The 16,883-nt window shown below is 44.5% G+C and carries 14 protein-coding genes; 12 read left to right on the top strand and 2 right to left on the bottom strand.

What is annotated here, in order from left to right:
• The first annotated feature begins 518 nt into the window (after window positions 1–518).
• From J2T20_RS08285 to J2T20_RS08270, 4 genes are all read left to right on the top strand, one after another.
• A complete protein-coding gene (locus tag J2T20_RS08285) occupies window positions 519–1,904 on the top strand; it encodes a DEAD/DEAH box helicase (RefSeq protein ID WP_307587349.1) in 1,386 nt (461 codons plus the stop codon).
• 266 nt (window positions 1,905–2,170) lie between these two features.
• On the top strand, window positions 2,171–2,854 hold the full coding sequence (locus J2T20_RS08280; protein ID WP_307587347.1) for a response regulator transcription factor: 684 nt from the start codon (window positions 2,171–2,173) through the stop codon (window positions 2,852–2,854).
• Window positions 2,847–4,226 (top strand): sensor histidine kinase, encoded by a 1,380-nt coding sequence (locus J2T20_RS08275; RefSeq protein ID WP_307587345.1) that lies wholly within the window; start codon window positions 2,847–2,849, stop codon window positions 4,224–4,226. The genes J2T20_RS08280 and J2T20_RS08275 overlap by 8 nt, the downstream gene beginning before the upstream one ends.
• Before the next feature lie 68 nt (window positions 4,227–4,294).
• Window positions 4,295–7,318: an efflux RND transporter permease subunit gene (locus J2T20_RS08270; protein WP_307587343.1), complete on the top strand. Its 3,024-nt coding sequence runs from the start codon at window positions 4,295–4,297 to the stop codon at window positions 7,316–7,318.
• 431 nt (window positions 7,319–7,749) lie between these two features.
• Here the strand turns inward: J2T20_RS08270 and J2T20_RS08265 are convergent, their stop codons facing one another.
• Window positions 7,750–7,902 (bottom strand): hypothetical protein, encoded by a 153-nt coding sequence (locus J2T20_RS08265; RefSeq protein WP_307587342.1) that lies wholly within the window; start codon window positions 7,900–7,902, stop codon window positions 7,750–7,752.
• Window positions 7,903–8,007: 105 nt separating this feature from the next.
• On the opposite strand from J2T20_RS08265, the gene J2T20_RS25740 reads away from it, so the two are divergent.
• Window positions 8,008–8,172 carry a hypothetical protein gene (locus J2T20_RS25740; RefSeq protein WP_373457775.1) on the top strand — a complete coding sequence of 55 codons (165 nt, stop codon included), beginning with the start codon at window positions 8,008–8,010 and terminating at the stop codon, window positions 8,170–8,172.
• Here the strand turns inward: J2T20_RS25740 and J2T20_RS08260 are convergent.
• Window positions 8,148–8,930: an SDR family oxidoreductase gene (locus J2T20_RS08260; RefSeq protein WP_307587341.1), complete on the bottom strand. Its 783-nt coding sequence runs from the start codon at window positions 8,928–8,930 to the stop codon at window positions 8,148–8,150. The two genes, J2T20_RS25740 and J2T20_RS08260, sit on opposite strands and share 25 nt — an antisense overlap.
• Window positions 8,931–9,245: 315 nt before the next feature.
• On the opposite strand from J2T20_RS08260, the gene J2T20_RS08255 reads away from it, so the two are divergent.
• The 7 genes from J2T20_RS08255 to J2T20_RS08225 all read left to right on the top strand — a co-directional run bounded on the left by J2T20_RS08255 (window position 9,246) and on the right by J2T20_RS08225 (window position 16,776).
• Window positions 9,246–10,340, top strand: coding sequence for an NADH:flavin oxidoreductase (locus J2T20_RS08255; RefSeq protein ID WP_307587339.1), 1,095 nt, complete (start codon window positions 9,246–9,248; stop codon window positions 10,338–10,340).
• A gap of 308 nt (window positions 10,341–10,648) precedes the next feature.
• Complete coding sequence (locus tag J2T20_RS08250) at window positions 10,649–11,473, top strand: (2Fe-2S)-binding protein (RefSeq protein WP_307587338.1); 825 nt, start codon at window positions 10,649–10,651, stop codon at window positions 11,471–11,473.
• 166 nt (window positions 11,474–11,639) lie between these two features.
• Entirely contained in the window at window positions 11,640–13,226 is a 1,587-nt protein-coding gene (gene miaB, locus J2T20_RS08245) for a tRNA (N6-isopentenyl adenosine(37)-C2)-methylthiotransferase MiaB (protein WP_307587336.1), read from the top strand.
• Between the two features lie 30 nt (window positions 13,227–13,256).
• On the top strand, window positions 13,257–13,703 hold the full coding sequence (locus J2T20_RS08240) for a RicAFT regulatory complex protein RicA family protein (RefSeq protein ID WP_373457779.1): 447 nt from the start codon (window positions 13,257–13,259) through the stop codon (window positions 13,701–13,703).
• 231 nt (window positions 13,704–13,934) lie between these two features.
• Window positions 13,935–14,705 carry an NUDIX domain-containing protein gene (locus J2T20_RS08235; RefSeq protein WP_307587333.1) on the top strand — a complete coding sequence of 257 codons (771 nt, stop codon included), beginning with the start codon at window positions 13,935–13,937 and terminating at the stop codon, window positions 14,703–14,705.
• 24 nt (window positions 14,706–14,729) lie between these two features.
• On the top strand, window positions 14,730–15,272 hold the full coding sequence (locus J2T20_RS08230) for a cysteine hydrolase family protein (protein WP_307587331.1): 543 nt from the start codon (window positions 14,730–14,732) through the stop codon (window positions 15,270–15,272).
• Between the two features lie 46 nt (window positions 15,273–15,318).
• Window positions 15,319–16,776, top strand: a complete 1,458-nt coding sequence (locus tag J2T20_RS08225) for a nicotinate phosphoribosyltransferase (RefSeq protein WP_307587329.1) — start codon at window positions 15,319–15,321, stop codon at window positions 16,774–16,776.
• The last annotated feature ends 107 nt before the right edge of the window (window positions 16,777–16,883 follow it).

Here is a 16,883-nt window from a genome sequence, read left to right as displayed (position 1 = left end):
CTTGGCGTGGTTCGAGTGAAGGGATGGTCATCTCGTCCTCTCCAAGTCGTGCGGCCTGCCGGCTATAGATCTGTTATTCTCGGGTGTTACTTCGTTTTGTATTCTTTGCGGACCACAGATCCCTTATTGGCATGAATATTCCTCATAATCGGGTGTTTTTGGGGAAATAGGGCTTCTACAGTCCGTATAGTTATAAAATGCCAATCATACTTCGAAATAGCGACTTCTCAGTCCGCATGAGGATAACAAAAGTGCTATTCGGAGCGGAAACAGAGAATTAGGCCATGAAACATTGGTTACTCTAGAAGATCCGATGCTTCCAGTCGTTCAATTTGATGATAAAAACCGATGATTTCAGTTTGTTTGCTCAAATTGAATCGTTTATCTAACATCACATGTAATAATCGACTATAAAGCACATTTTTCTTCTATTCCGTACATATTTATGTTATCATTATTCGTTATGACGTAAAAGTTAACTGATTAATAATATATGTATTTGAAATTAAGGAGACAAAATGACATTTCAAGAATTAAATATTATACCCCCGATTTTAAAAGCATTAAGCAAAGAGGGCTATACTTCACCGACACCTATTCAAGAGCAATCGATTCCGGGAGTGCTTGCTGGCAGAGATTTGCTGGGCTGTGCTCAGACTGGAACAGGTAAAACGGCTGCATTTTCACTGCCAATTATTCAGCTCTTAAGCGAGCAAACAAGCAGCGTCAGCACAGGCCGCCGGATTCGCTCTTTGATACTTACACCTACAAGAGAGCTTGCGCTTCAGATTGATGAAAATATTAAAGCGTACAGCCAATTCACGAATATTCGTTGCACGGCTATCGTTGGCGGTGTGTCCCAAAAAGCACAGGAGCGTGCTTTGCATCAGGGTGCAGATATTTTAATAGCCACTCCGGGCCGACTGTTGGACCTATTGAACCAAAAACGTGTAGATCTGCAGTTTGTCAAAATCTTAGTACTGGATGAAGCCGACAGAATGCTTGATATGGGCTTTATTCATGATGTGAAAAGAATCATTACTAAGATGCCAGCCAAAAAACAAACGCTATTCTTCTCGGCAACAATGCCGCCAGAAATAGATAAAATGGTCAAATCTTTGCTGGTTAATCCAGTAAAAGTAGAGATTACTCCTGTTTCCTCTACCGTGGATCGAATAGAACAATCCGTTTACTTGTTAGAAATGGGTAACAAGCAAAACCAATTGAATCTTCTTTTAGAGGATAAATCCATAGTGTCAGCCCTGGTATTCACACGTACCAAACGTGGTGCGGACCGTGTAACTAAAGATCTGGCTAAAATTAATGTTTCGGCGCAGGCCATTCATGGGAACAAGTCCCAAAATGATCGGCAGAACGCTTTGAGAAATTTCAAGAGCGGGGCAACACGGGTACTGGTAGCTACAGATATCGCGGCTAGAGGGATCGATATTGATGAGCTTTCACACGTTATCAACTTCAACCTGCCGAATATTCCTGAAACTTATGTTCACCGCATTGGACGTACCGGCAGAGCAGGGCTTAGCGGAACGGCGATCTCTTTTTGTGAAGTGGATGAGCTTCCATTCCTTAAGGATATTGAGAAGTTAATCGGTAAGACGATTCCCGAAGTAAAGGATCATCCTTATCCGATGAAGAGAATTCCTCAATCATTTAAGTCCGGACAACCATCGAAATCATCCAACTCAAAGCCGGCAAGCTCAAGACCTGCAGGTTCAAGACCTGCAAGCTCCAATGCTGCTGCAAGCACAAAATCAGCAAGCGCAAGATCAGCAAGCGCAAGATCTGAACAGCCGAAGCCTAAGCTCCAGACTAAAGCAAAGGCTAACCCGCCTCGGAAGCCTAAGTCCGAGTGGTTCAAGAAAGAAAGCAAAGCAAGCAGATAACATTAGCTGCAAATGAGAACATTTATAAAGGTCTGTCTCTGAAGTTTATCTTCGGAAACAGACCTTTTGTCATTTTAATGTTGTTTATTCACTTTGCCGGCGGATTTTTGGCTGATGGGAGGAATGCTAGTGCCCAAAGGCAAGTAACCTTTCAACGACTGTGTTAATGGTACAATTGTAATATTCAGTTCACCTGGAGTTCAAATTAAGAGAATATAATAATCGGATATCCTAAGCAATTTTGACAATGAAGTGGGGCGGTATGGATGACAACGATAATGGTTGTAGATGATGAAGCTCATATTCGTGAGTTGGTGAGGTTGTTTTTGGAAGATGAGGGCATGGAGATTATAGAGAAAAGTAATGGTACGGATGCTTGGGAGTACTACGAGAATAATCTGGTAGATCTGGTTATTATCGATATCATGATGCCGGGAATGGATGGCTGGGAGCTTTGTAGGAGACTTAGGGAGTCAGGGGATAAGCCCATATTGATGATTACGGCAAAAGGTGAACCTGCGGACAAAATCAAAGGTTTTCGGCTAGGGACGGATGATTATTTGGTTAAGCCCTTTGATCCGATGGAGCTGGTCATGCGGGTGAAGGCGCTTCTCAAACGCTACGGAATATCGACTTCCCATACGATTAAGCTTGGAGTGGTAACGCTGGACAAGAAAAGTTATCAGGTCTTATATACGGATTCAGGCACGTCGGCAACACTTCCGCTTAAGGAATTTGAACTTCTATGCAAGTTAGCTAGCTATCCTGGCCAAATCTTTACCCGTGATATGCTGATTCGCGAGATCTGGGGCTATGAATATGACGGAGATGAGCGAACGGTGGATACCCATATCAAACGGCTGCGTGAGCGGTTCCAGAATTATAGCGATCATTTTAAAATAGTTACACTAAGAGGTATGGGCTATCGGCTGGAGGTTCTCCATGATTAAATCGCTGTATGTCCGAGTGGTCCTAACTTTCCTGGGAGCTATTTTTATCAGTGGTGCTATAGCCGCTTTGTTGATCAATAGTTTATATATTGGGCAGATAAAGACCATGGTTCAGAACGATATGATTGAAAGTGGTAAGATTATAATCAAGGCGTATCAAGATGAAAAAGGCCAAAATCTCGATTCACTGATGAAAGGAGTTTCTTCGCTGCCCTTATATTCTGTGCGGTTGTATGACAATGAGGGTAAGCAGCTCTATACCAGCCGTAAGGAGATCAGTGAACAGGAAAGCAGAGATGAAGCGAACATTCAATCCGTCCTGCAGGGGGGAGTTTTTCGCAGCCAACTGAACAAGGGGAAAAAAGAAGGGTTGACTGTGGGCATTCCTTTTTCAATCGACGGTTCGCCTAGAGCGCTATTCATATCTCCTGAAATCAGTGAATTGCTTAATAAGGTTGGGAATTTCATGAGGTCCCAGTTGCTTATTGTTCTGGGCTGCGGAAGTATTCTAATTCTTTTGGCAGCAAGGTATATCGTACTTCCCCTACAGCAGTTGACGCGGGCGACTCGAAGAATGGCAAAAGGTGATTTCAGCGTTAGTCTGCATACGAAACGAAATGATGAAATCGGACAGCTGACACGAAGCTTTAATGTAATGGCGCAGGAGCTAGGAACCCTTGAGGGAATCCGTAAGCAGTTTGTCTCCGATGTCTCTCATGAATTTCAGTCTCCACTAACCTCGATCAAAGGTTTTACTCAAGCCTTGAAGCGTAAAGATATGGACGAGGCTAGCCGGCTGAGGTTATTGAATATTATTGAGGAAGAGAGTGACCGTCTCTCAAGGTTATGCGGTGATTTATTGCAATTGTCTACGCTTGAGTACGAGCATCTTCAACTGGTCCCAGAGAGCTTTTCTTTGGATGAGCAGCTTCGTAAAATTGTAATTGCTCTGGAACCGCAGTGGTCAGCAAAAAAGGTTAACCTAGAGCTTGAACTGCCTTCAATAACCATCGTAGCCGATGAGGATCGACTGAGTCAGATATGGAGCAACCTTCTAAGTAACAGCATCAAGTTCACGGGTGAGGACGGATTGATCTCTATAACAGCCATTGAACAAGAAGATCAAGTGCGGATTCAGATTGCAGATACCGGGGTGGGGATGCCTGAAGAGGAGATCAGGAATATATTCAAGCCTTTTTATAAAGTGGATAAAGCCAGAAGCCGTGAGGTCGGCGGTAGTGGAATAGGTTTGTCAATTGTTAAACGAGTTGTTGATTTACATCACGGTCATATTGAAGTTACAAGCGCATTGCGAAAAGGAACAACCGTAACAGTTCAACTTCCTCTTAATTATTCCACGCCTGAATCATAATACTCAGTTCACACTGAGTACAAATTCAGGTTTTATACTGTGGGTAGATAGAGGAGGGAGAATTGTATATGAGCTTTCTTAGTAAAATAAGTTTAAAAAATTCAGTCGCTGTGTTTATTTTATTTACCCTGGTGCTTGGCTATGGTGTTTTCTCGGCTACACAGATTAAGCAGCAAACGTTTCCGGATGTCGAATTTCCGGCTATCTTTATTCAAGCGGTTAACCCCGGTGCTTCTACGGAAGAGATTGAAACGGAGATTACAAAGCCGATCGAAGAAAGTCTCCAAAGCTTGTCTGGTTATGATTCTCTTACCAGTACTTCATCTGAGAATATGGCCAGTATTTCGATTCAATTTCCTTTTGGATCAGATATGGACAAGAAATCAACCGATATTGAAACGGTAATGGCGAAGTTGAATTTCCCGGAGAATGCGAAAGTAAACGTTATGCGTTTGTCTGCTGGAGCGAGCCCAATTTATCAGGCGGCTTTATTTTCCACGAATAATGATTCCGAGGCATTGGGTAAGAAGCTGGAAGATGAAATCGTTCCTGCTATGCAAAAATTGGAGGGTGTAAGCTCCGTAACATTGAAGGGTGCAGCCTCAAGTGAATTGCAGATTATCGTCGATAAGGAGAAAGCAGCCAGTCTTGGAATCTCTCTCAGTTCTATCCAAACTGCTTTGCAAGGCCTGAATTATGCGCTCCCTTTAGGGACAGTTAATAAGGATGATACAAGCATTCCAATCCGGCTTACCGGCACAGCGTCAACTCTTCAGCAAATTCAGGATTTAGTGATAAGCCCCGTTAATGCCACTAAATTATCAGACTTGGCAGCTATAACTAACGTATCCGAAGTCAAAGAAATAACTCGTTTTAATGGCGAGCAAAGTTATGTCATTGAAGTGATTAAGAATCAAGAAGCCAATACCGCTGACGTCGCAGATGCTGTTCAAGGATTATTGGATTCCTATAAAGATGATAACGTAGATGTTCATACCATTATGAACCAAGGAGAGGAAATCAAAGAGTCGGTATCTTCACTTGTTAGAGAAGGATTGTACGGAGCTTTGTTCTGCATCCTCATCATATTCCTATTCCTACGTAACATTCGCGCGACATTAATATCAATTCTTTCCTTGCCGATTTCTATCTTTGCCACTATGGCTGTAATGAATCAAATGGGTTATACCTTGAACATTATGACCTTGGGCGGGATTGCTGTATCTATAGGTCGTATAGTAGATGACAGTATCGTCGTTATCGAGAATATATTCAGATGGCGACAAGAGAAAGGGAATACCTTAAAGGGGAAAGAACTAGCCTATAAAGCGACAAAAGAGGTTATTAGCCCAGTATTTTCTTCGACCGTAGCAACTGTAGTTGTGTTTGCACCACTGGCCTTTGTCAGCGGTATTATCGGGGAGTTCTTTAGACCTTTTGCCTTGGCAGTCGTTATCTCCATTATAGTTAGCCTTTTGGTAGCTGTGATGCTTATTCCGGTGCTAGGTGCTTCATTCTTTAAGAACGTAAAGGCGCATGAGGGTGAAAGCAAACTTACGGGTTACTATAAGGGAATTCTTCAAGTTGCTTTAAAGCGTAAATGGATGGTTATAATCACTGCTGTTATACTCTTGGTTGGCTCACTGAGTACCATACCTATTCTGGGTGTAGCATTCATTCCGGCTGGTTCTGTACCCGCTGCTACTATTAATCTAGTACTGCCAGCAGGCAGCAGTAAGGAAGAGAGCAATAAAGTCAGTCAGGAGGTAGAAGGTTATTTAGAGACTATTGAGGGTGTGAGTAATTACCAAGTATCCATAGGAGGTACTCCCGCGAATCCATTCATGTCGGTTGGAGGCAATAACGAAGCAACGATTACAGTCCAGTTTATAGATGGAACCGACGTGAACAAGCTAATGGTAAAGGCCAAAGCCGACCTACCTGCGCTTGTGTCCAAACAGGTTCCCGGTACTACCTTTGATATTAAAGAGGGGGAAGAGCAGGGCGTTCCTTCAGGCAATAATATCGAAGTTAGTCTGTATTCGAATAATATAGAAGATCTATCGAAGGCATCGAAACAGGTCGAAGCCTTAATGAAGGAAAGCAGTGAGCTTAAGCAAGTTACCAATAACTTGAACGATGTGACCCCAAAGTGGGAACTGACGCTCAATCAACAAGGTATTGACGCTAAGCTCAGTCCTTATGTTATTATGCAGGCTGTAACAGAGCAATTGAAGCCGGTTAACGCTGGGACTTACTTGTTAGATAAGCAAGAAAGAACAATTACCCTATCCTATGATCAACAGATTACTTCACTCGATGAGCTGAAAAATATTAAGTTATCTACACCCTCAGGAATAAAGAACCTGGGTGATGTAGCAGATATAGACGTCCTAGATGCATTGGTTAAGGTTAATCACAACGATGGGAAGACCTATGCACTGGTTGCGGGCACGATTAATGGAGGAGATACAGCTACCGTAACAAAGTCAGTGAAAGCAGACATTCAAAGCCTCGTCTTACCCGATGGTGTAGAAGTTAGCTTCGGCGGAGGATTGGAGATGATTACGGAGGGCTTTACCAATCTTGGAATTGCCATGGTTGTGGCAGTTGGACTCGTTTTTCTAGTCATGACCGCTACCTTCGGGGGCATCGCTACACCGCTGATAATATTATCTTCCCTAATATTCATCCCGGTTGGCTCACTTTCCGCGTTGCTGGTAACCGGGCAGGCTTTATCCATGAGTGCAATGATCGGTATGCTGATGCTGGTCGGTATCGTCGTTACCAACGCCGTAGTACTCCTCGATCGAGTGGAGAGAAACCGTATAGCGGGGCAGCCTATTCGTGAAGCTATTGTGGAGGCAAGCACAACCCGTCTCAGACCGATCTTGATGACCGCACTGGCTACTATGCTTGCGCTATTGCCGTTAGCATTGTCCGGTTCCTCTACGAGTCTGATTTCTGGCGGTTTAGCTGTGACTGTAATTGGCGGACTGTTCAGCTCCACGCTCTTAACCTTGGTTGTAGTGCCGGTTGTTTATGAACTTGTCTGGAAAAACAGGAAAACCAAAGTAGTGGAAAACTTCTAAAGTAAGCTAATCTTATTCATTCTTATACAATAAAGGCCGTTCCTCATAAAAATGAGGGACGGCCTTTTAATGTTATCTACTAGCAGCGATTCTAAACTCAAACTCAAACTCAAACTCAAACTCAAACTCAAACTCAAACTCAAACTCTAATTCTAATTGCACTTTGTACAATTAAAACAGCTAGTATTGCCATCTTTAATCGCTTAATTGTATTCTCTGCAACTAAAATTCCGTTTTTTGGGCTGCAAACCGAGTTTTGGAGGATTTAATTGCAGAAACTACAACTAAAGTCCTCCGCAGGTCTCGAAGAAGCTATTTAGTTGTAGAAAGTACAATTAAACTGTACTCCTACCATAGAAGTGTCGAGATCCCGCAATAAGAGGGTCCATGTTGAGTTCACAGAGGTCAAATAGTTAGTCTATCCAACTTTTCTAGTACATTACCTCGATATTAGCCTCACTCAGTCGTTGCAACCATGCCTCAGAAGGCTTGCGGTCTGTTATCAAATAGTCAATTCGGTTTAACTCCACCAGCTTTGTGAGGGCTGTCGGCTCCGAACGGGTACGACTTAAATTCTTCCACAAGTGCTGCTCTCTTCGATACCGCTCATTATCCCTGGTTGGGCCAGTAGCCCATGACACAATTTAGCGCTACAATGTGGACGGCAGTGATCAGTTGCAAAGGAGTAGATGCGGAATGGCGTCACGGATTCCAATAAACCGGAGTGTGAGCTGAAGAAATACATGCTACGGCAGGCTAATAAAGTCATATTGCTCGCCGATCATACCAAGTTTGATAAATCAATCAGTACCCAGCCCAAATACTGGTTTCATTTCATAAAGGTTTCCCTATAATCTTCAATGTAAGTTTTAATTCCTGTTGGTTGCTCATTTGTGATTTTATGATAAATATCAGTTATCCCCTTTGCCAGCATATAAGCTTTGAACTCTTTGGTAGTGGGATTGCTATACTGGATGGGACGGCCTAACTCGGAAGTCATCAATCGGGCAACCTCGTAGAAGTCAATGGCCTGATTTCCGGTGAGGGGATACTTTTTACCGAAATGAGATTCTTGCTCTGTTAGAGAGCGGGCTGCAATCTCAGCGATATCTCTCATGTCTGTGAAGCTGGTTTTTCCACCGCCAGCAGGTACATAAATGCGATCGTTATGGAGGATTTCATCCAATAGAAACAAATTTAAGTTCTGCATAAAGTAACCGGCTCGTAGAAAAGTATACGTTATACCGCATTTGATAATTTCTTTCTCATTTTTATAATGAGGGATGAACGGCATAAATTGCACGTCCTTTACCGAAAGGTACGCAATATGGCGGATATTTTTTTCTTTAGCTTTACGGATAAAGGCATGGAAGTCTGAAAACTGTGTTTCTGTCGGAAATATCAGGAAGATACGCTCGATCCTCTCCAAGGCAGTATCAAAGGTTTCGTGACGGGTGAAATCCAGTTCTACATAATTGTAGTCAGCACCGAATAGACTCTTTGCTTTTTCCGGGTTGCGCACCGCACATACAATAGATGCCCCTTTACTAACCAGCTTTTTGGCCACCTCTTGGCCGGTATTTCCGGTAAAACCCGTAACTAATATGCTCATTTGGATAATCCCCCGTTTTGCTGATATGAGGCAATTGATCCAGAAAGCCGGTTCAAGGTCTTGATGGCAGCCTCTAATTCTTCTGGACTATAATCCTGCAAAATATCTTGGAATTAGGTGATATGCTCCTTCTTTCTTTGTTCAACATACTTCAATCCGTTTTCGGTCAGTTCAATATGAATTATAGTCATTGAAGTAAATTCACAACCGTAATTTTTACATTTCTCATCTATTTCCTATAAGTTGCAATTTGAAAGTAGAAGGCTCATAATAATGCTTACAAAAAGTAATCAAATAATTAAACGGAGGTTACATATGACAACAGATTCATTATTTAAACCTTTTGAAGCAGGAAATCTTAAGCTTTCCAATCGCGTCGTTATGGCTCCAATGACTCGTGCATTTTCTCCGAATGGTATTCCAGGAAGCGATGTGGCTGCCTATTACCGCCGCCGTGCAGAGGGTGGAGTAGGGCTGATTATTACAGAAGGTACGGCCATTAACCATCCATCCGCGGTAAGCCATCCTAATATACCTAATTTTCATGGTGAAGAGTCGCTCAAGGGTTGGGAGCAGGTAGTTAATGAGGTTCATACTGGAGGAGGTAAAATAATGCCGCAACTGTGGCATGTCGGTATGGCTCGTTCAAAAGGCGATCTACCCAATGCCGAGGCTCTCCCTATTGGGCCTTCCGGTCTGAATCTTGCCGGTGAGCCCGTTACAGAGCCAATGACACAAAGCGAAATTGACGGAATTGTCGCTGCATTTGCCCAAGCCGCTGCAGACGCTAAGCGCATCGGTTTTGATGGTATAGAGCTGCATGGCGCTCATGGTTACCTTATCGACCAGTTTTTCTGGGAAAAAACCAATAAACGCACGGATCGTTACGGTGGAGATTTCGTAGCTCGTACTACCTTTGCCGTGGAGATTATCGAGGCGTGCCGCCGCGCAGTCGGACCTGAATTTCCGATAGTACTTCGCTTCTCGCAGTGGAAATCGGGGGATTATAACGGTAAGCTGGCGAAGAATCCTGAAGAACTGGCTCAGTTCCTGGCTCCACTCAGCGAAGCCGGGGTTGATATCTTTCATTGTTCGACTCGCCGCTTCTGGCTGCCTGAATTCGAAGGCTCCGAGCTGAATCTGGCGGGCTGGACCAAGAAAATAACCGGCAAACCAAGCATCACAGTGGGTTCGGTGGGTCTGAACAGTGATTTTGTCGGAGGAGAAGTCGAGAAGAATGATGAGGATAATATCGGACGTTTGCTGGAGAAGCTGGAGAAAGAGGAATTTGATCTCGTAGCCGTAGGCAGAGCGCTCATCGTTGACCCGGCGTGGCCGGCAAAAGTTCAAAGCGGTAGAACGGATGATATTATTCCTTTTACTCCTGCGGCGACTAAGACTCTGAGCTAGACATGTGAATAACGCTGAATGATTGGCCGAAGCTGAACAGTGAAATTTATTAATGTTAATTTGGTTATTAAGGTTGCTCAAGAACAAAGAAACGTACGGCTGAATAGCCGTGCGGTTTTTTTGTTGTTGATGACTCTTTAACTTCATATATTGTGGAAAAGTGGCAGCGTTTGGAACAACGATCCGTTCGCGTAGCGCCTCACCTTTAACAGGATAGAAGTCCATCCGATATAGAATATTGATTAATTTGGATGTTTACCCTACAATATTAGTGATAATAGTTCTCAATCGAGGAGGCACAGGCGGCTATGAACGATACCCGGAAACTTCCGGATCTATTGAAAGAGCAGTTGGAGACAAGGTACGATATCAGCCTGGTCCCTTCGGAGAACAGGTCCTACTATACACCGGTAACGGAGCTTCTGCATGAAGAAGGGATGACGTCATTCCTCAACAAGTACACCGTATTGATCCGCGGGGTAGACCGTACGGCAGCAGCCACATTTCTTGCCGGATGGTTCGGAAGCGTGGGTCTTGCGCTGCAGTACGCTATCTCAGTCCATGAGACGGAACCAGATTTCTCACTGGACAATTTATTCCTGGACTTAGTCACGAAGGACAATAAAACGCGTCTTTTATTTAGGCCGCTCCGTTGGAGCGAAACGGCATGCCCGGGAGGAGAAACGCAAAGGCTGCCATGGCGTGCAGCGGCCATTTCCGGATTTTACAGCGGGCAAGCTAGACCTTTGCTGGAGAGTTTGTCTTTTGTAAGTGGTATACCCATCGGACAGCTATGGGGTCAGTGGCCAACCCGATTCTACCGTGAGATTAGCGGTTTGATTTCTGAGGAACGGAATGAACAGACGAAACACCGCCTTCTCCAAGATTATCAATATCTTCGGGAGGGGCTGGAGCCGTCCGCCATATTCGGCCGTGCTAATAATCCGTTTGCAGTCAAGATCCGCCAAGTGGAACCGCTGTCTGATCCTAACCGCCTTACGGCGATCAAATCGGCCTGCTGCCTGAATTACCGTACAGAAGGAAGCGACTTCTGTTATACCTGCCCGCGGTTAAGTGAAGAGCAGCGTGCGGTGAAGCGGGAGGAATACCAGTGCCAGACAGGGAAGGGTTGAACAAATATTTGTCATGAGGCACTCAGGGTTTTTCCCTGAGTGTCTTTTAAATTTGTAATGCATGGATTGCAGCAAAAGCTTATGCTATAATTTTTACTTGAGTAATAAATAATTCTATTAAACAGCAAAGCTTAATTGATGCTTCATTATAAAGGATGTGTACAGCATGACTAAGGGGAACAATAACTCACCGGACTTAAAATCCGGCAAGGGTGCGAAAAATTATGCCAAGTATTTCGATTTTTCGGATGCCAAAGTGATTTCCGAAGAAGAAGGCAAAACTACTTACCGTATTAAAGGTAGAAATGTTCAAATTAATAGCCAACCGGATTATAAAGATGGTAAACGGCGCGGCAAGGAAGACATAGAAGTTCACTATGATTTTAACATTCCAGAGGATATGATGAGCTTTGGAGTGGATAAGTTCTACCATATCACCACATATGGATGCCAAATGAATGAGCATGATACGGAAACCATGAAGGGCATGCTCGAACAAATGGGATACCGCAGCGTGGATGATCGCAATGAGGCCGATATTATTCTACTGAATACCTGTGCCATTCGGGAGAACGCAGAGGATAAGGTATTTGGGGAATTAGGTCACCTGAAGAATCTCAAGATTGAGAAGCCGGGACTTCTACTGGGAATCTGCGGTTGTATGTCTCAGGAAGAAGGTGTTGTGAACCGGATCATGTCTAAGCACAGTTTCGTTGATATGATATTCGGCACTCACAATATTCACCGTCTGCCTCACTTAATTAAGGAAGCCATGTTCAGCAAGGAACTAGTCATAGAGGTTTGGTCTAAGGAAGGCGACATTATAGAGAACCTGCCTAAAAAGCGTGAGGGAATGCGTGCTTGGGTTAATATTATGTACGGCTGTGATAAGTTCTGTACGTATTGCATTGTTCCTTTCACACGAGGTAAGGAAAGAAGCCGTCGACCGGAGGATGTTATTGCGGAGGTTCGTGATCTAGCGCGGCAGGGCTTCAAGGAAGTGACTCTGCTTGGACAGAATGTGAACGCTTATGGCAAGGATTTTACGGATATTAACTATACCTTCGGGGATTTAATGGATGATATGAGATTGATAGATATTCCGCGTATTCGTTTCATGACCTCCCACCCGCGTGATTTTGATGACCGTTTGATCGAAGTACTGGGCAAAGGCGGCAACCTTTCAGAGCATATCCATTTGCCGGTACAATCAGGCAGCACTGAAGTACTCAAGAAGATGAGTCGAAAATATACGCGTGAGCGCTATTTGGAGCTTGTGGACAAAATTAAGGCAGCTGTGAAGAATCCGGTCCTAACCACCGACATAATTGTTGGTTTCCCCGGTGAAACCGAGGAGCAGTTCGAAGATACGTTGTCCTTGGTTCGAGAAGTAGGCTTCGATATGGCCTATACATTCATTTATTCTCCGCGTGAAGGTACACCGGCCGCAAGCATGGAGGATAATGTGCCGATGGAGGTTAAGAGTGCGCGACTGCAACGGTTAAATGATCTCATTAAAGAGAACAGCCGTATTAGTAATGACCGTATGCTAGGTGAAGTAGTAGAAGTGTTGGTAGAAGGCGAGAGCAAGAATAACACAGAAATGCTTTCTGGACGTTCCAGCAGCAACAAGCTGGTCCATTTCGAAGGTTCGAAGGAGTTAATCGGCACCTTAGTTCACGTCAGAATTACAGATACAAAAACATGGTATATCAAAGGTGATTACGTCAATGAAGCTGCCGTAGTCGTTTAAATCATATAGAATGGGGAGATTCAAGTGGCAATGGAAGAAGGACGTTTGAACAAATACGGAATGCCGACCTACAACAGCCGTGATTTAATCGTACGCGATGACATTATGGGAAAAGCCAAAGAACTCGCCACACTCATCTCAACCAGTGATGAAGTAAGGCATTTTCAACAGGCCGAACAAAAAATCCTGGCGCATGAACGGGTACAGGGACTTATTGCAACGATTAAAAAGAAGCAGAAAGAGATTGTTGCTTTCGAGAGCTTTAAGAATAAAGACATGGTTCTCAAGATTGAGCGTGAAATCGAAGAGCTGCAAGATGAGATCGATGGAATACCTGTCGTGAATGAATTTCAGCAAAGCCAGACAGACATCAATTACCTGTTGCAGCTCGTAATTTCCGTGATCCGAGATACCGTCTCCGAAAAAATCAATGTAGAGGCGGGTACAGAAGCACCACCTTCCACATGCGGAGATTAAACGTATAAGCCAAGGGCGGATATTCATCCGCCCTTTATTTAAATATTAGAATGCATAAGTTCCACATTATACTATATCCTTTTATTTCTCGGAGAAACGGGTGCCTTCTCTATTAGGACGGGACGGCTGCTCCGTTTCTTCTTGTTGTGAAAGGTTGATTTTAGAAGTTCAGGTTTGGTACATTAAAAGGTACGATAGCAAATTATAGCTGCGGCAAAGGATGGATTAAGAGTGAGCGACAACGGGGAACAAACCTATAACGTCAAAAAGTACCGTACACCGGACGGTGTACCGGCTGACATTGTGATGTTTACATTGACGAAACGTGAACGGAAGACAGTGACTAAGACACTTCCACTGCGCGAACTAAAAGTAATGCTGATCAGACGCAAAAAGTGGCCTTATGCAGGAATGTGGGCCTTACCGGGCGGCTTCTGCCAGGAGGATGAGTCTATCTATGATGCAGCCACACGGGAGCTCAAAGAGGAAACAGGTGTAGATGGCGGGCATCTGGAGTATCTTGGTGTCTACAGCACACCGGGGCGTGATCCGCGTGGATGGATTATCAGCCATGCCTTTTTCGCCTTGGTGGAAGAGTGGATGCTGGAGCACAGACAGGCTTCGGATGATGCAGGAGAGGTCGGCTTATTCACCCTACAGGAAGCATTGGAAGAGCTTGAACTCGCTTTTGACCATCATAAGATTATCAGAGATGCGTATCTACGTATTCAGCAGCAGATGCTGCAGACGACAATTGCCAGACAATTTCTACCGAACCATTTTACATTAAGTGAGTTATATCAAGTCATCCAGACGGTAGTTCCTGAGTTTAAGGAGCCCAATTTTATTCGTAAAATAACTTCGACTCGCAGCCGCCAAGGTATTTTACAGGATGTGCGAGATGAGGCGGGAAATACACTCAGCTCCAATCAATATTCGCAACGCCCGGCGCAACTGTATATGTTTACCGATCACGAGCCGCTTTTGTCTATTTATACTTAGTCTTCCCGAGGAGGTCATTTTCTCATGAAAGCCTTGATCGTAATTGATTTTACGAATGATTTTGTAGTTGGCAGTTTGCCGGTGGGTCAACCGGGAATCGATATTGAATCCAAAGTCTGTCAATTGACGAAACAGTTTGTAGATAATAAGGATTTTGTAATTATGGCAGTGGATCTTCATGAGAAGAATGATGCGTATCACCCCGAAAGCAAGCTATTTCCACCCCATAACCTGCGGGGTACCGAGGGACGGGAGCTATACGGACAACTTAACGATGTATATGAAAATAACTACGAGGATATATATTGGATGGATAAAACCCGTTACAGTGCTTTTTCCGGAACGGATCTGGAGTTGAAGCTGCGGGAACGCGGAATCACGGAAGTTCATCTTATTGGCGTATGCACAGATATATGTGTGTTACATACTGCGGTGGATGCTTATAATAAAAACTTTACGATATTCGTGCATGAAGATGCCGTGGCCAGCTTCAACCCCGAGGGACACATCTGGGCGCTTGGACATTTTCAAGGCAGCCTGGGTGCAAAGGTTGTGAAGGGACAATAAGAGGCACGCCGGTGCTTACAGATACAGCTTGACAGGAGATGAGGACTTGAAGAGGGAGCTTGCTTTACATACAGATAAATATCAAATCAACATGATGTATGCTCACTGGGTCAATGGAAGTCATAAACGTAAGGCCGTATTTGAAGCCTATTTCCGGAAGCTGCCTTTCGGAAACGGTTTTGCCGTATTTGCAGGACTGGAGCGAATTGCCGGATATATTGAGAGCCTGCGTTTTACTGAGGAAGATATCCGTTATTTATCGGAGCAGGAAGAGAATTATTCGCCGGCCTTTTTGGAAGAACTGTTGCAGTTTCATTTCCAAGGCAGTATTCACTCCATGAAGGAGGGCGCCTTAGTATTCCCTGATGAACCGTTAGTGCGCGTGGAAGCAACCATCATGGAAGCGCAGCTTGTAGAAACGGCTATTCTGAACTTTATGAATTTCCAGACTCTGATTGCGACAAAGGCGTCGAGAATCAAGCAAGTAGCAGGCAACGATGTCCTCTTGGAGTTCGGTACACGACGGGCACAGGAAGCGGATGCAGCGGTATGGGGCGCACGGGCGGCTTATATCGGTGGTTTCGATGCTACCTCTAATATGCTTGCAGGAAAGTTATTCGGTATCCCTACGAAAGGAACACATGCCCATTCCTGGGTGCAGAGCTTTGCCAGCGAGCAGGAGGCCTTTGATGCCTATGCCAAGGTGATGCCGGACGGGGTGACTCTATTGGTTGATACCTTTGATACGCTGCGCAGCGGTGTGCCGAATGCCATCCGTACTGCAAAGAAGATGGAAGCGCAGGGCAAGCAGATGAATGGAATTCGTCTCGACAGCGGTGACCTTACTTATTTATCCGTACAGGCGCGCAAGATGTTGGACGCGGCGGGTCTGCAGTATGTCAAGATTGTTGCTTCCAACGATTTGGATGAAAATACAATCATGAACTTAAAGTCACAAGGTGCAGCTATCGATACGTGGGGTGTGGGAACTCAGCTTATTACAGCGTCCGATCAGCCCTCTCTGGGCGGTGTTTACAAACTGGTGGAGATTGAGTCTGCCACCGGTGAAATGGTACCTACGATCAAAATCTCCTCCAACCCCGAAAAGGTATCCACCCCGGGTAAAAAGGATGTATACCGTATTATTGGCACCAACGGCAAGGCTTTGGCTGATTACATTAGCTTCCCGGAAGAAGAGGCCCCTCGCAGCGGTAAAAAACTGAAGCTGTTCAATCCACTTCACCCCTATATGCAAAAGCATGTAGACCGTTATGATGCCTTACCGATGCTGGAGCCCATTTATGTGAACGGGTTCCGTACCTATACGTTACCGGACCTGAATGAAATTCGGCGCTACCATCAGGAACAGCTGGATCTATTCTGGCCTGAATACTTGCGTAAGCTAAATCCTGAGGTGTTCAGAGTGAATCTGAGCCAACAGGTATGGACTCGCAAACAGGAATTGATCGCGGAGCATATGCATCCGGATTCGGATTCGGAGTAAATTCTTCTTATTTTAAAATCTCGTAAAAAGAAAGCAGAGCAGCGATTCTCCCATTACTGGAGAATCGTTGCTCTGCTTTTTTGGTTCTTAGCGGCTTGCCTCTGCCA

It is taken from the genome of Paenibacillus wynnii (genome assembly GCF_030812855.1).
In the GTDB taxonomy this organism is placed as follows: domain Bacteria; phylum Bacillota; class Bacilli; order Paenibacillales; family Paenibacillaceae; genus Paenibacillus_AQ; species Paenibacillus_AQ wynnii_A.
The sequence above is the reverse complement of the archived record's forward strand: the minus strand, read 5'-3'. Positions and strand labels throughout refer to the sequence as shown.

Bases quoted from the DNA above. Each gene is read 5' to 3' on its own strand.
- J2T20_RS08240 (WP_373457779.1), top strand. From the start codon at position 13,257: ATGGAAGAAGGACGTTTGAACAAATACGGAATGCCGACCTACAACAGC.
- J2T20_RS25740 (WP_373457775.1), top strand. From the start codon at position 8,008: ATGCGGAATGGCGTCACGGATTCCAATAAACCGGAGTGTGAGCTGAAG.
- J2T20_RS08280 (WP_307587347.1), top strand. From the start codon at position 2,171: ATGACAACGATAATGGTTGTAGATGATGAAGCTCATATTCGTGAGTTG.
- J2T20_RS08270 (WP_307587343.1), top strand. From the start codon at position 4,295: ATGAGCTTTCTTAGTAAAATAAGTTTAAAAAATTCAGTCGCTGTGTTT.
- J2T20_RS08285 (WP_307587349.1), top strand. From the start codon at position 519: ATGACATTTCAAGAATTAAATATTATACCCCCGATTTTAAAAGCATTA.
- J2T20_RS08230 (WP_307587331.1), top strand. From the start codon at position 14,730: ATGAAAGCCTTGATCGTAATTGATTTTACGAATGATTTTGTAGTTGGC.
- J2T20_RS08255 (WP_307587339.1), top strand. From the start codon at position 9,246: ATGACAACAGATTCATTATTTAAACCTTTTGAAGCAGGAAATCTTAAG.
- miaB (WP_307587336.1), top strand. From the start codon at position 11,640: ATGACTAAGGGGAACAATAACTCACCGGACTTAAAATCCGGCAAGGGT.
- J2T20_RS08275 (WP_307587345.1), top strand. From the start codon at position 2,847: ATGATTAAATCGCTGTATGTCCGAGTGGTCCTAACTTTCCTGGGAGCT.
- J2T20_RS08250 (WP_307587338.1), top strand. From the start codon at position 10,649: ATGAACGATACCCGGAAACTTCCGGATCTATTGAAAGAGCAGTTGGAG.
- J2T20_RS08260 (WP_307587341.1), bottom strand. From the start codon at position 8,930: ATGAGCATATTAGTTACGGGTTTTACCGGAAATACCGGCCAAGAGGTG.